Here is a 14,179-nt window from a genome sequence, read left to right on the forward strand (position 1 = left end):
TTCATGGCCTTCATGCTGGTCAACATCGCCTCGATCCGGGAGTATTTTTTCCGGGCCGAGAAGAAAAGTATCGGTTCATTCCTCAAGAATTTCCTGCCGCCCGCGGTGGGTTTTCTGGCCTGCCTGACTATCTGGGTCAGCCTGCCGCCGCAGACATTCATGGTCGGGGGAACCTGGCTGGCGATCGGACTGATTTACCTGATCGTACGTACAAGGTTCTTCCGGGAAAAACTGGAAGTCCAGGACGTGTTCTGATTATAACAGGGGCATGCCATGCTCATGCATAACACACCCCGCCCGCTTGCAGCGGGCACCCCTCTCGAGAGGGGAATCCTATATGACCACTTCGTATAGCAGGCCATAAATCCCAGAAGAGCCGTAGGGGCGACGCATGCGTCGCCCGCCAGCCGCGTGTCTTTCCTCACAATGTGTTAGATAGATATCACTTGATGCGCAGGGGCACGGAATGCTGTGCCCTGCGCATAGCCAAGAAACAGCTTTTTACTCTATCCGGATCACTTTTCTGCTGCGTTCGCCGCTGGCGGTCTCCATCACCTCGACCAGCCATTCCCCGGCCGGGTCATTAAGCGCCGTGCGGAACGAGCTGCTGCCCGTGGAGCCTTCAATATCCCGGTTGCCGCCGTAGATTCCGCGTACGTTGCCTTCCGGGTCGATGACCGTTACGACCGCCACCGAGCGAAGGTCGCCCACACCGGCCGTATGGAAATTCAGGACGATCTCCCCGCCCAGGCCGGCGGAGGCCGGCGCCTGCAGCTCCAGGGCGGTGATCCGGCCGGTCACGAACGCGAACAGGCGCGGGACGCCCGGCCGGATCACCGTACGGAACCTGTCGCCGGAACCGAGGTAGCGCTTGCTGCGGACGTCGTAGATCGCGTACTCACCATCGAGACGGATCTCGATCTGCTCGGCTTCCGGACGCTCCATGTCGGGCACGAGACCCAGCAGCCTGGTGGTGCCGTTGTTGAACAGATAGCGCTCGCAGCCCGATACCGGCTTGCCGTCGGAGCCGGTCAGCCTCACTTTCGGCTCCTTGCCGGCGTGTGAGAGCACGGTGCGAAAGTTTTCCAGGGCGGGCCCGCTGACGCCGTCCTGCTTAGCACGGCTGTAGGTATGATGGAAATAGTTGAGCAGAAAAGCCTTGCCCTGGCCGTAACTGTTCATCACCAGCACAGGCTTGCCGTTGTCCTTTTTGAGCGCAGTGGCTCCTTTCAGCTTCAATTTCGGCTCGCCCGCAGCGGCCGCTATCGTCCCCGCGTCGGCTTTCGGTGCACTGATGCCGAACACTTTCTGCAGCTTCTCGCTGTTGCGGAACGCGCAGTGCTCATCCATCACGCCCGGCAGGGCGTCGGCGATCACGGTCCCGCCGGCCTCTACAAACCGGGCGATCTCGTCGATTTCCTCATCGCTAAGCGCCACGCTCATCGGCATCACGAAAGTATCGTAACCCTTGTCGATAAGATGGCCGTCCTCCACGTGGCTGTAAGCGATAAAATCGAACTGGAGGCCGCAGTCGCGCAGGATTTCCAGCCAGCCGGATGTGTTGGCCTGGAAGTTATCGAACGATGGGCTGGTGTCGTAGGTCACCCTGTCCTTTACCTGACCGTCGACAATCCACGTACCATGAATGCTGGGGTATGAGTAGTGAACCGCAATCCCGTGGTTATCCGGCAGCGCCAAGCCCACCAGCTTGCCGATCCCCTGGCCGCGCAGCTCATCGAACCCCTCCACCATGTCCAGCGCGCTCTGGTTCAGCGTCAGGTCCGGATCGACCGTGCAGTACTGCCAGAAGATATACAGGCCGCCGTTAGCGCCCTTGAACAGGTTCTGGTAGAAATTGCGGAACACGTACTTGCCGATTACTCCGTAGCCGGCACCGCCGGAAATTTTGACATCCGGGTTCATGCTGCGGTGAACCTCGTACTGGTAGGCGTTGAGGTGCAGGGTGTACTGGTTGAGCAGACTGTAGTCGCAGCCGTTGTGTGAGGCCGACTCCTGGGTGCCCGAATTGAGGACAATCGCGTTGGGATCGAGCTTGCGCAACTCTTCGAGGATCAGCTTGTAGCTGCCCGCGTAGGTGCGCTCCATGAACGTGCGATGGTCGGCCCAGGACGAGTAATTGCCGCGCGCCTGGGCTTCCTTGTGGTCATCGGGGACAACCTGCTCCCAGCCGGTAAACTTGGCGCCCCACTGTTCGTTCAGCCTCTCCAGCGTACCGTACTCACCTTTCAGCCACTCGCGCATCGCGGCCAGGCAGTGTTCACCGAAACAGATATCGACCGCATCGCCGTAGGTGGTGAGCGAGGGTTCCTCGTAGACATAGTAGCTGAGTGGCGAGAACGGGACCCACGGCGAGCAGAGGCTGTCGAGTTGCCCGCGGATAAGCTCGCGGTAGGCCGGGTCGTTGAGGCAGTACTTGCGGACCAGGAGGCTTTTATCGCCCGTGGCCAGATATTTCTTCTTCATCTCGTCGTAGTACTTGCGGTCCGGGCCGCCATCGGGAGACTCCTGCCCGCTGACCCGTGTCTGGGCCTGGACCATGTAGTTGGCGTGCTTGCAGTGGTCCACGGGGTATGATGAGAGCGTGGTGACATTCATCCGCTGCATCTGGCGGTCGATAGTGGGCCAGATCCCGGGCATCGGGTTGGGACCGAAGAGATACATCACGATATCGAAATCGTCCCAGACCCGTTTCTGCAGGACGAACACCTCCGCCTCGGCGCGGTCCTGCACTATGCCTTTTACCTCGACCCGGCAGCGTACGTGGGCCAGGTGACTGGCCGCGCCCGCGCTGCTGAACACCAGTGTCCGCTCGGCGTCGCCCGTGACTGTCAACTCCTCGGTGTGTTCGGCCAGCAGACGGCCGTAGTTGTCATATAGCCCGGCGATCAGCTTGACCGGCTGGCGCTGCGATGACCTCAGACTGACTGTGGCGGATACTTCCTGTCCCAGATTGACCCTGTCGACACTGGGAACCAGCCGGTGCACCCGGACCAGCGGCTGCTGACCGACAGTAAGGGAAGCCCAGTCCAACGAACCGCCGGGGCCTGTCAGCCGGATGTCTAGAAAGTTTTTGCCTCCCGGAAGTTCGTCGGGCAAGATGACCGTGGCTGATTTCGCCCCCGCCTTGACCGGCAGGTCGATCTCGCTGAGCAGCATGCCGTAGCTGTCGATCAACCGTCCGCTGATTCTTCCGGCGGGAACATCGCCGGCCAGCGCCACCTGTACCTTATTCCCCTGCTGTTCCAGCGACCTTATCGATGCGCCCGGTTCCCGTCCCGCCGCCCAGACAGCGGTGCGAGCCACCAGCGACCACATGTAATCCCAGTAATCGTAGTGGAGACCTGTATCCCACGGGTCGGGGATTTCGGGGATCATCCCGCGCTGGCTGTAGGCGAACGCAGCCACCCGGCCCTTACCGAGCTGGCGGACGGCCAGGACCGGGATGCCGTTTTCGGTTTCGATAAGCACCTCGCCTGCAGGCCTGGAACTCAGCACCGCCATCTGTCCCTGCGGCAACGCATCAAGCGCCAGGCCGCGGGTGATAAAATGCTCGGCGCTGATTTTCCAGGGACTCTTGTCGCCTGCGGACATATCCGGCTGCACCTGGTCCTCGGGCCAGACAGGCACGTACTTTCCAACCTCGGTCAGCGGAGAAATGTCCCACAACCCGGCCCCGTCATCCCGCCTGGTGAACGGATAGACCAGCACCAGCCCCTTGCCTTCTTCCTCCACCTGGCGACGGATTTCATCGCGGACTTCCTGCGGATACGTCTCCCAGGGCTGGAGCGCCGGCCAGAGGATAACATCGAAATCCGGGCCGTGATAGAGATCATCGGCGATATAGGTGTGAATCAGACCTGTCCCGCCCCGGCGCTGCTGGTAGAACTCGCCGAAGCCGTAATAATTCATCCCCTGGCGGATACCCATCGTGGTGGTGGTGAAGTTGATCTCCAGGCGCTGGGCCAGCTCGATAATCGCCCGCCCATCGATAACTCCGCTGAGCGCATAGACCTCCAACGGCCCGCCATCGAGCGGATCGGCCCATTTAAAATGCGGTGTCTCGATATCCATTTTGTAGTGGAAATCGTAACGGCCCCGGTCCTCGAGGAACTCGTTGTAATCGTGCAGAGCGATATAGTCGAGATAGAGCTTGCCACCCAGCGGGCCGTTTATTTTTATCGATTTCATGTTACCGAGGTTCAGATTCTGCGGTTTGCGCAAATCCAACTGGATGTGGTTAGTGCCGGCCTTGAGTCCGAAACTCCTGCGATAGCTGTTCCCCTCGCCATCCTCAATCGTAAAAATCAGCTCATACGGCTGCCCGCACCAGGCGAAAGTGAGCAGAGCGCTGCGCCTGCGCCAGTCACCGGGGATTTCACTAATTTCGATCGTACCGCCATCGCGGGGAAACACAACCTCCAGCGAATTGTCCCGCCATGTCGCATAGCGGGTGGATTGCGTCACTACGACTCCCTGCGACAGCTTGAGCGCCGCTATCTCGGCTTCGTCCTCGAATGAATTAAATACATTGAGCCTTTGCTGCGCATACACCTGAACGGCAGAAAAAAACACAAACAGAACAGTCAGGGTTTTCAACGAAAATCGGTGCATCTGGTTCCTCCCCGGCCAGTAATCGGCCCCGGATTATTTTGGTTAGCTGTTGCCCGTTGCAATTGGATTCGATAGCAACTGTCGAAAAAAAAATATAGGAGAACTGATGATCGCATCAATTACATGATAACAGACCATATTGGGAAAGTTAAGAAAAATGAACATCCTAAGAGTAAATCCGTACCTTGAGCCCAGGGAAAGCTCCGGGCCGGCCGGCGCCGGTGCTGAAAGCACCGGCATCCCGGCGGGATGCGCGCATCTTCGATGCGCGCGCCGGCCGGCCGACAGGGGTCTTCTTAAAATCAAGCTAGCACAAAAGCGAAAAAACATTGACAAGATGACAGAGATTTCGCAGACATTATGTAACATCCTGCCAAGCGAGAACATTCAATAGGTTAGCAGTTCTATATTATTTTCCACTCCGATGGAGCCGTGCAAATGAGAGACAAACTGAACCGACGCAAATTTGTCGAGCGCTCGTTGGGTATGTCCGCCGGCGTGATGGCTGGTTTGAGTTATGAACACCAGGCCCTGTTCGCCCAGCTTGGTGCGCGCAGGCAGGTGGAAGAACAGAAAGAGCCGGTCAGAGGATTGCAGAAAGGCAAACTCGGCGGTCGCGAGATTTCGAGGATGATTATCGGCGGCAACCTGATCTCCGGATCGGCCCATGCCGGGGATTTGATATACCAGTCGATGTTGATGACCAGATATTTCAACAGCGAAAAAATCTGGGAGACCTGGAAGTTGGCCGAACAGAACGGGATCAACACCACTCTGATGCGTTGCGATCCGCATATTATCGAGCACTATACCAGGTACATGAAAGAGCTGGGAGGGGGTCTGAACTGGATCGCCCAGAGCGCTCCCGAGCAGGGTGATCCGGTGGAAAACGCCAAACTGGCCCGGGACAACGGCGCGATGGGCGTTTATTTCCACGGCGGCCGCGCGGACACGGCGGTGACCGAGGGCAAGGTGGAGATGATCGGCGAGTATGTGGAGGGGATGAAAAAGACCGGTATCCTGGGCGGTGTGGGTGCGCACAGGCTTGAGACTATCAAGGCCACGGTGGAAGCCGGAATCGAACCGGATTTCTACATGTACACGGTGAACAAGGTCGGCTACCTCTCCAGCGATCCGACCGAGATCGACGACTACATGAGCCGGCTGAACAAACCGTGGATCGCGTACAAGGTTCTCGGCGCCGGACGCGACCGGCCCGCCGACGGGTTTGCGCACGCCTTCCGCTGCGGAGCTGATTTCATCTGCGTGGGCATGTTCGACTGGCAGGTGCGCGATGACGTAGCGATGGTCAAGGAGATGCTGGACGGGGATATCGAGCGCAAGCGCCCGTGGCGTGCCTGAGGGATCAATACTTACGCTGGTTTCAAGCCCGGGGCCCGTCAGGGTCGCCGGGCTTTTTCTCTAATCCATCACCCGGCCCAGCAAGTCTTTGACCGGGTCGAATCTCTTCACGATTATCACCGGCCGGTTGCAGCGCTTGGCGATCATCTCCGGGATATTGCCCAGCAGGATCTGGCGGTTGAGCCCGCGGCCCGTGGCTCCCAGCATCATCGCGTCGTAGGCCTCGGCCTCCTTTATCAGCCCGACACTCACCGAGCTATGCCGGATTGTCTTGCGGTGCACCTCCAGGTCCTCCACTTTCAGCAGCCTTCGTACCGCCTTGTTGAGCCTGCCGGTGACCTGCCTGCGCTGCTCCTCCTCGGCGTTCGGGTCGACTACGCTGCAAACAGTCACCGAACCGTCATAGTAACGCGCGATCGCCGCGGCGTAGCGCTCGGCCCGACGGGCGTGCTCACCGCCGGCTGTGGGCAGGAGGATATGGCGGAACGACTCGTCGGGAACGTGCTTGATCAGCAGGATATCGCATTTCGCGTGGTGGACGATATCGTCCACGACATCGCCGAGTATTTTTCTGGCTGTCGAGGAATAGCCTTTCCAACCCAGGACAATCGTGTCGCATTCCTTGTCCCTGGCCGTCTCGAGGATTGCCCGGGCAACGTTGCGCCCCACGCGGACAACCGGGTGCGCAGTCACGTTATGGATTGCCGCGCTGGTCTGGGCCAGTTCCAGCAGGCCCCGCTCCCGCTCTGCATAGGCGGCGTCGTGTGAAGGCGCTACCTGGTCAGGAACCTGGACCACCCGCAGCACGATAATCTCCCCGTCACGCTCCAGGGCCAGGGCGGAGGCGAGCTCCATCAGCCTGGGCACGTTGGCCGGGTTGGCGACCGGAACCAGTACCCTGTAGCCGACCTCGCCGGCCGTTTCAGTTTCGAGCGCTACTCTGGACGGCGCGCCTGGCAGGGCTACTTCCGGCGCCTGGGTGCCTTTCCAGGATATGAACGCCACCATCGCCAGGGCCATCGAACCCAGTCCCAGCACCATCGGCAAAGGGTGCTTGAACACGATCTGGCTCAACAGGAACAGGTTGGCGATTATGCCGAGCACCGGCAGCAGGGGTACCAGCGGAACTTTAAACGGACGCTCGATATCCGGGTATTTCCGTCGGTGTGCGATCAGGGTCGTATTGACCAGAACCAGCGCCAGGATCAGCACCGTACCGGCGAAATGAGCCAGGTCCTCGAGGTCCATGGTGATCATGAACAGCGCGATCAGCGCCGCTACAATCACCAGCGACAAGATCGGCGTCCGGGTACGGGAATTGACTACGCCCAGCCTGCCGGGCAGATGTCCCAGCCGGCTCATCGCAAGCGTCACCCGCGAGCCGGCCAGAATCGTTGCGTTCGAGGCGGAAATCATCGAGAACAACGCACCCCCGATAACCACCATCCCGCCCACCGGCCCCAGAAACCTGATCGCCGCTTCGCCCATCGCGGCTTCCGTATATTCAGTCAGGCCGGCCGAGGCCACCACCAGCACAACCAGGGTATAGAGCAGGATCACCAGCCCCATCGAAATAAATATCGCCAGCGGGATCGTCCTGGTCGGGTTCTTGATCTCACCGGCCGAGGCCGCGATCGCCGAGAACCCGAAAAAAGTGATGAATACCATCGCCGCCGTACCGCCGATCTCGACAACATCGGTGGAAAACTGCGACAGCATCCTGTCGGCGTCAACGCTGCCCAGGCCGCCGAATGCAAACCAGATCAGCAACAGTACCTTGGCCACGGTTACGACTATCTGGAACGTGCCGCTTTCCTTGGTGCCCTTGATATTGATCGTGGTCAGCGCAACGAGAGCGATAATTCCGGCGATAGTGTGCAGGGGCGTTTCGTAGATGAATTCGACGAAGTAGCTGGAAAAACTTACCAGGTAGAACGCGCAGGAGGATGTGTAGCCCAGGATTAATGCAGAACCCACCAGGTAGGCCAACGGACCCGGAAATGTTTTGCGTGTGTAAAGGTAACCCTCGCCTGACTCTGGGTAGACACTGACAAGTTCGCAGTAGGTCAGCGCCGTGAACGCCGCCACCATCGCCGCGATCAGGAAGGAAAGTATCGCCGCGGAACCCACGTTGCGCACAGCCAGCCCGCTGAGGGTAAAAATCCCCGCGGCGATCATCGTGCCCACACCGATAGCCAGGGCAGTGGGCAGGCCCATGTCCCGGCTCAGTTCGGTTTCGATTATTAACGGTCTGTTTTGGGGCATCGATGTTCGGCAGTCAGATTGGTGGAGTATGGGTTGCGTCCGCGTCTCGCGTTGCATCGATGACTGCTGCACTGTCCAAGTTAAACGTCCCGACGGTCATTACAAGCTTTTTGTCGATCAGGGAAGTCAAGGCGTAAAGCGAACCGGGCAAGGGCAGCACTTTCACGTTCACCGCCGTGTCCGGAATCCAGGACAGGAAAAAACCGGGCTGGCGCCAAACTGATCGACGAAACTTTCGGCGGCTCAATCTCGCTTGATCTGCCGGATGATGACACAGTCGAAGTGTCGGTGATGATTCCCCTGGGATAAAAAAACGCCCGGCGTCTGCCGGGCGCTTCAAGCTCTGCCTGCCAAGCTGGGCGCGTTTTGTCAATAGTCCTTGCCGTTGAGGCTCCGCAGGACGGATACCTGCCATTGCTGCAAACTCTCCCCCATCGCGGCCACCCGCTGCTGCCGGCCCGGCGCCAGATCGCTTTCTTCCCCGGGATCATCCTCCAGGTTATACAACTCGTAGCGCACCATGCCTTGCCGGTCCTGAATCCGGTGCAATTTCCACGGCCAGTCCAGCCAGGCGGCGTGACCCGGAAACATGTCCTCGGGATACTGCTTGGAGATTACAACCGACTCCAGACGCAGTTTCGCCAGATCGCCCAGCATGTCGCCCCTGCGCTGGTCTTCAAGCAGTTCGGCCAGCCAGGCTTTTGCGGGCGTTGGCACTCCTCCCTCGGGGAAAAACCAGAAGCCGATCGGCTCCGGCCGCGACTGCATCTCGCCCGCCAGCAGGGCTGTCAGGCTGATCCCGTCCAGCGGCGGCTGGTTGTCGATCCTGACCCCGGCGATCTCAAGCAGGGTAGGGTAAAGATCCGCTGTGTAGCAGGGAATATTTGTCACCCTGTGGCCTGTCAGGCGTTCCGGCCACTCCAGGATCGCGGGCACCCGCAGTCCGCCCTCGTAGATCTGCCCCTTGTAGCCCCGACCGCCCGTGGAGCCGATCCGCGGCAGGCCGCCGTTGTCGCTGCAATACCACAGGATAGTGTTGTTGCGGATTCCGAGCTTGCCCAGTTCACTGCGCAGCTTGCCGAACGCGCGGTCCATTCCGGTAATCTCGCCGTAGAAATGCTGCAGCTCCTCCGGCTGATCCAGGTAGTGCCTGCGATCCTCGTCCACCGCCTCGTGCGGACCGTGGGGAGAACCGAACCAGACTACCGCCAGAAACGGACGGTCTCCGCCGGAGTGCCTGCGGATAAACTCCAGCGCCGCCTCAGCCGTGACAATCGAACTTTCTCCCTCGGTCTGCACGGCGACACCCTCACGGCTGAGAATCGGGTCGTTGTCGTAGAAATTCGGTGCGCTGAACCATTCATCGAACCCGCTGGCTCCGGGGTTGACCGGGCTGCCCTTGCGCGCTGCACCCAGGTGCCACTTGCCGAAATGGCCGGTAATGTAGCCGGCGGTCCTCAGTGCCTCGGCAATCGTGACCTCCTGGGGGCGAAGCGTGTTGCCCCACGAAAAACAGCCGAACCGGTTGGGATTGCGCCCGGTCATCACGCTCCCGCGCGTGGGCGAGCAGACCGGGTGAGCGGCGTAGAACCGGTCGAAGCGCAGGCCGGTGGCGGCCATTTCGTCGAAATTCGGCGTCTTCAGCACCGGGTGGCCGTTGTAGGCCATGTCGCCCCAGCCCTGGTCATCGGCCATCACCAGTACGATATTCGGCAGGGAACCGCCGGCCGCGCGGGCGACCGTGGAGCCGCCGAGGGCTGGGAGGCACAATCCTGCGCCGGCGAGTTTCAGGAAATCTCGGCGATCCATCTGCATCGTAATCCACCTCGTTTGAAGGATACTCCGGTATTCACCTGCGGGAGAGGCCGTACCGGCAAGGCCGTGGCGGCAACTGCGAAAGCGGCCGGATGCGGCCTGCTTGAATGTTCTTTAGCAACCATATATTGTTTTGAACGGTCTGGCAAGGCGGGTGATGTCCATATTTATCAGGGAACCGTCCTGCCGATCCCGCCGCCGTCGTAATCGTAGACCCGCACGTAATCGACCAGGAAGTAATCCGGCAGGCGCGCCTCGGAGATATCACCGCCCCACTCGTCCACCTCGTCGGTCAGCTTGACATAGGCGGGCACCTGCGACACTCCTCCCGCGCTGGTCCGCCAGGTTTCGACACCGTCCACATAGAAGACATATTCCTCCGGGGTCCAGTACAGCCCGAATGTATGCCAGCCCCAGCTCAGGCCGGGGACAGACACATATTGAGCCTCGCTCTGGTGCTGCTCGCCGTAGCCGTCCCAGTGCAGGGCATGGTTGATCTTGTCCTCTTTGGCGGTTGATTTTTCCATGATGTCGATCTCGGTGCCGTCGCGGCCCTCATCACCCACGCGAGTCACACCGGGCGAGGAAAACAGCCAGAAGGCGGGCCAGTGGCCGACCTCGGTGTGAAACATGCAGCGGGCCACCCAGTAACCGAACCGGTGCTCGAAACCGCCGCGGGTGCGGATCGCCCCGGAGTAGTACTTGCCGTCGGTTTCCCGCGTCCTGAGCACGAGATTCCCCTCACCGTCGAGGTAACTGTCCTCCTCGGCCCAGAAGCCCTTGCGCCGCACGCCGACCGGCGTCTCCCAGAGAGAGCGGTCAAGCTGTTCGCCCTCGAACTCATCGCTCCAGATCAGCTCCCACGTTTCACCCTCCGGCGCCGGCGGCAGGAACTCGCCGTGCCGGCCGCTGTCAACACCAGCCATACCGCCGTCTCCGCAGCTGACCGTTAGCGCACAGGCCGCGAAAAAAACCGCCAGCGCCGTCACCGCATACATCTTACGGTATTTCATTGTTACCTCCGGTGGGAATGACCAGTAATTTGCCGATCTCAAAAAATAAGGGGTTTGCCCGCCGCGGCAAACCCCTTTTTGCATCAAGTCAGATCAAACAGGTTCCGGTCTATTCTACGACAACTTCGATAAACACGCTGTCGCTGTTGAAGGCGGTGAATATACCCAGGCCGCCTGTAACGTTGGTCAGCGGTTCGTTGAGGTCCCTGGAATCCTGGTTGCGCGACAGATAGAGGTCCACATATTCCTGGTTGACCCTGTAGACTTTTACCTTGTGCGTACCGAAGTATGTCACCGAGCGACGGGTGATCCGGTACTCCCCTGAGTTTACCGGAATCGAAACGAACCTCAGCGGCCGACGGTTCTCGAATCCGGCGGGCGGCTCGAAGATCGGGGTGGGATCGCTCTCGATATTTTCGAGAGTGACATAGTAGCTCTCTCCCCCGGGATTGGCCCAGGTTACCTGCACCGCTGTCGTGTCATCATTCCGGAACCTTCCTCCACCGAAACCGAAACTCAGTTCCTGAACACTCAGTTGATCCGGGTAAACACCTACCTGAGCAGGCTTTGAAGGCACAACAGTCGAGGCGGTCGCTACTCTGCCCAGGTAGCCGGTCTCGATCATGAACTCATCGCCCGCCTCCACGGCCAGATCATTGCCGGGATAGTCGTAAAAACCCGGCCGTCCGGCGGTGGGCTGAAGAGCGTACCTGGTACCGTCCTTGGTCAGATATACTTTTGCGTCCTCGACAGGCGGTGCCACCGAGTCCACGCTGCCGAGCTCCAGCGATGAGGTAAGTCTGATCTCGGTCACCGGCTCCCCGGCGAACAGATAGGCCCGCATTACTACCAGGTCAGCCTCCGGCACCAGCGGGGACTCATCCGAACACGCGATAGAAAACACCAGCGGTATCAAAACCGATAATAAAACGTATTTAAACACTTCAGTCCCCCTATCGCGAATAGATCTGCACGAAAACTGTCGGCGTAAAGCCCAGCATGGTCACGTCGGTCACCGCAACCGGCTGGACATCGAGATCGTATTGCCTGTACCAGATGTTCTTGTTGTTGTACAGGTTGAAAACCGACAGGCCCACCACCAATTTGGCAGGATCGGTGAAGAACGTGCGCGAGATACTGAAGTCCAGGCGATGGTAGTCGGGCAGGCGCTGGCTGTTCTTGTCGCTGACGTGTACGTAGCTGAACTCGCTCCCATCGAGCAGATCAACGTAATACTGGCTGATCGGCGCGGTATAGGCCTTACCGGTGGCGTAAACCCAGGTGGCCGCCAGCTCCCAGTCTCCAAGCCTGTACTTGCCGACGATATTGAATTCATGGGTCCTGTCGTGCGAGGCCGGGAATGCTTGCCCGCCGTTGAGGCCGGGGAACGTGTGCTCCACTTTGCCGAGGCTGTAGCCGAACCAGCCGTTGAGCTTCCCACGCTTTTTCTGGAGCAAAAAATCAATACCCCTGGCGAATCCCTCGCCCTGGAAGAAACCGCTCTCTACTTCCTCGCGCCGCCCGTCGCGGAACACGTACTGCACGCGGCGGGTGTATTCCAGCAGGTTGTCGAGATCCTTGTAGTAGCCCTCCACATCGAACAGGAAATCGTCGGTTTCGTAGCTGGCCCCGGCGATATAGTGCTCGGCGAAGTTAGGGATATTTTCCTCGTCGGCAAGAATCCAGAAATCCCTGCCGCCCTCGAGCACGTTCTCATTGGCGATCCGGTTGACGAACTGGTGGTACTGTCCCCAGGCGCCTTTCAGTTTCACCCTGTCCGAAAGGGAGAAAATCATGCTGGACCGCGGCTCGAAATACAGTTTGTCGGTCTTGTCGTAGTGTACGCCCCGCCCGCCGACAGTCAGTTCCAGGTCGGGTGTGATCTGCCACTGATCCTGGAGGTAGAAATTGGCCTGACGGGATTCGGTCTCCAGAGCCAGCAGTCGAGTCGTGTCGTTAAGAGCGGTGAAATAATGCGAATTGAACATGGACAGGCCGAGCCCGAACTTGAAGTCATGGCTGTTGGACGCGTGGAACTCGTTGTCCAGGCGGACAGTCATGTCCTCAACCTCGTTGTCTTCGTTGGTGGCCGAAGCGCCGCCGCGGAAGAACCCCAGGCTGTCTGCCAGGCTGCTGCCGGTAAAGCTTGTGCTGCGGTCGTAGGTGCTGAAATACGACGAGTACGACGCCATCGCGCTCGAGTACAGGCGGTCGTGCAGACGGCGGGCCCACTTGGCGCTGAGGCCGGTATTGCCCCAAGTTGTCAGTTCTTCCCGCTGACGGCTGATATCCTGGCCCACAATGAAATCGTCGTTATTGCCCAGAAAGGCGAAGTTGTTCCCGCTGAAATCCTGGGACTGGTCAAGGTTGTCCTTGCCGCGGTAGAGACTGAGCGAGAAGATATCCCTGGTTGTCGGATTGAGGGTCAGCTTGGCGTTGAAGTCGTAGAAATAGAAATCCGGCCGCTCGCTGATACTGGCGAACCTTCCGCCACCCCGCCCGCCGAAACCGCCGCCACCGGGTCCTCCGATAGTCTGGACCGCGTCATCACCGGAGATGAAGTCGAACAGCTTGTTATACAGACCGCTCTGAACCACGTCGGTATAGGAGCGGCGAAGGGAGAACAGCAACGAGCCTTTCTCATGCAGGGGAATCTCAAGCAGGCCGTTGCCGCTGAGCAGGTTGAGTCCCACTCCATAGCGCAGTTCGCGGTTGTCTCCTGTCTTGCCGGTCATATCGACCACACTGGAAATCCGTCCGCCGAACTCCGCCGGGTAGCCGCCCTTGTAGACCCGGATATCCTTGATCGCATCGGCGTTGAAGGCGCTGAACATGCCGAAAAAATGGTCCACATGGTAGATCGTCATCCCGTCGAACAGCACCAGGTTCTGATCCGGCGTACCGCCGCGCACGTACAGGCCGGATGACCCGTCGCTGACTCCGCTGATTCCCGGCAGCAGTTGCAGGGAGCGGAACACGTCAACCTCGCCGATATTCGGCATGGTGCGCAACTGGGCGGGAGCAAGGATCACCTCGCTGACTCTCCCGGCGGCCTCGATTATCTGAGCCTCGCCCACCACGGTTATCCCCTG

Annotated in this window: 6 protein-coding genes and 2 pseudogenes (2 of these 8 cut by a window edge); 2 read left to right on the forward strand and 6 right to left on the reverse strand. The window is 59.6% G+C overall.

From position 1 onward, the window contains the following. Window positions 1–127 (forward strand): annotated as a pseudogene (locus FVQ81_03585) (APC family permease) (it extends 559 nt beyond the left edge of the window). A gap of 374 nt (window positions 128–501) precedes the next feature. On the opposite strand, the gene FVQ81_03590 reads toward FVQ81_03585, so the two are convergent. Beyond that, a complete protein-coding gene (locus FVQ81_03590) occupies window positions 502–4,632 on the reverse strand; it encodes a hypothetical protein (protein ID MBW7995657.1) in 4,131 nt (1,376 codons plus the stop codon). Between the two features lie 438 nt (window positions 4,633–5,070). Between FVQ81_03590 and FVQ81_03595 the strand changes: the two genes are divergently transcribed. Next, a complete protein-coding gene (locus FVQ81_03595; GenBank protein MBW7995658.1) occupies window positions 5,071–5,994 on the forward strand; it encodes a hypothetical protein in 924 nt (307 codons plus the stop codon). A 60-nt stretch (window positions 5,995–6,054) separates the two neighbouring features. Here the strand turns inward: FVQ81_03595 and FVQ81_03600 are convergent, their stop codons facing one another. The 5 genes and pseudogenes from FVQ81_03600 to FVQ81_03620 form a co-directional block, all read right to left on the reverse strand. Beyond that, window positions 6,055–8,316: an amino acid permease gene (locus FVQ81_03600; GenBank protein MBW7995659.1), complete on the reverse strand. Its 2,262-nt coding sequence runs from the start codon at window positions 8,314–8,316 to the stop codon at window positions 6,055–6,057. 312 nt (window positions 8,317–8,628) lie between these two features. Beyond that, complete coding sequence (locus FVQ81_03605) at window positions 8,629–10,068, reverse strand: sulfatase-like hydrolase/transferase (protein ID MBW7995660.1); 1,440 nt, start codon at window positions 10,066–10,068, stop codon at window positions 8,629–8,631. Between the two features lie 176 nt (window positions 10,069–10,244). Next, on the reverse strand, window positions 10,245–11,171 hold the full coding sequence (locus FVQ81_03610) for a glycoside hydrolase family 16 protein (protein MBW7995661.1): 927 nt from the start codon (window positions 11,169–11,171) through the stop codon (window positions 10,245–10,247). A gap of 25 nt (window positions 11,172–11,196) precedes the next feature. After that, complete coding sequence (locus tag FVQ81_03615) at window positions 11,197–12,051, reverse strand: DUF4249 family protein (protein MBW7995662.1); 855 nt, start codon at window positions 12,049–12,051, stop codon at window positions 11,197–11,199. After that, window positions 12,041–14,179, reverse strand: a pseudogene (locus FVQ81_03620) (TonB-dependent receptor); it runs 393 nt beyond the window's last position. The gene FVQ81_03615 and the pseudogene FVQ81_03620 overlap by 11 nt, the downstream one beginning before the upstream one ends.

Source organism: Candidatus Glassbacteria bacterium (assembly GCA_019456185.1).
Lineage (GTDB): Bacteria > Gemmatimonadota > Glassbacteria > GWA2-58-10 > GWA2-58-10 > JAJRTS01.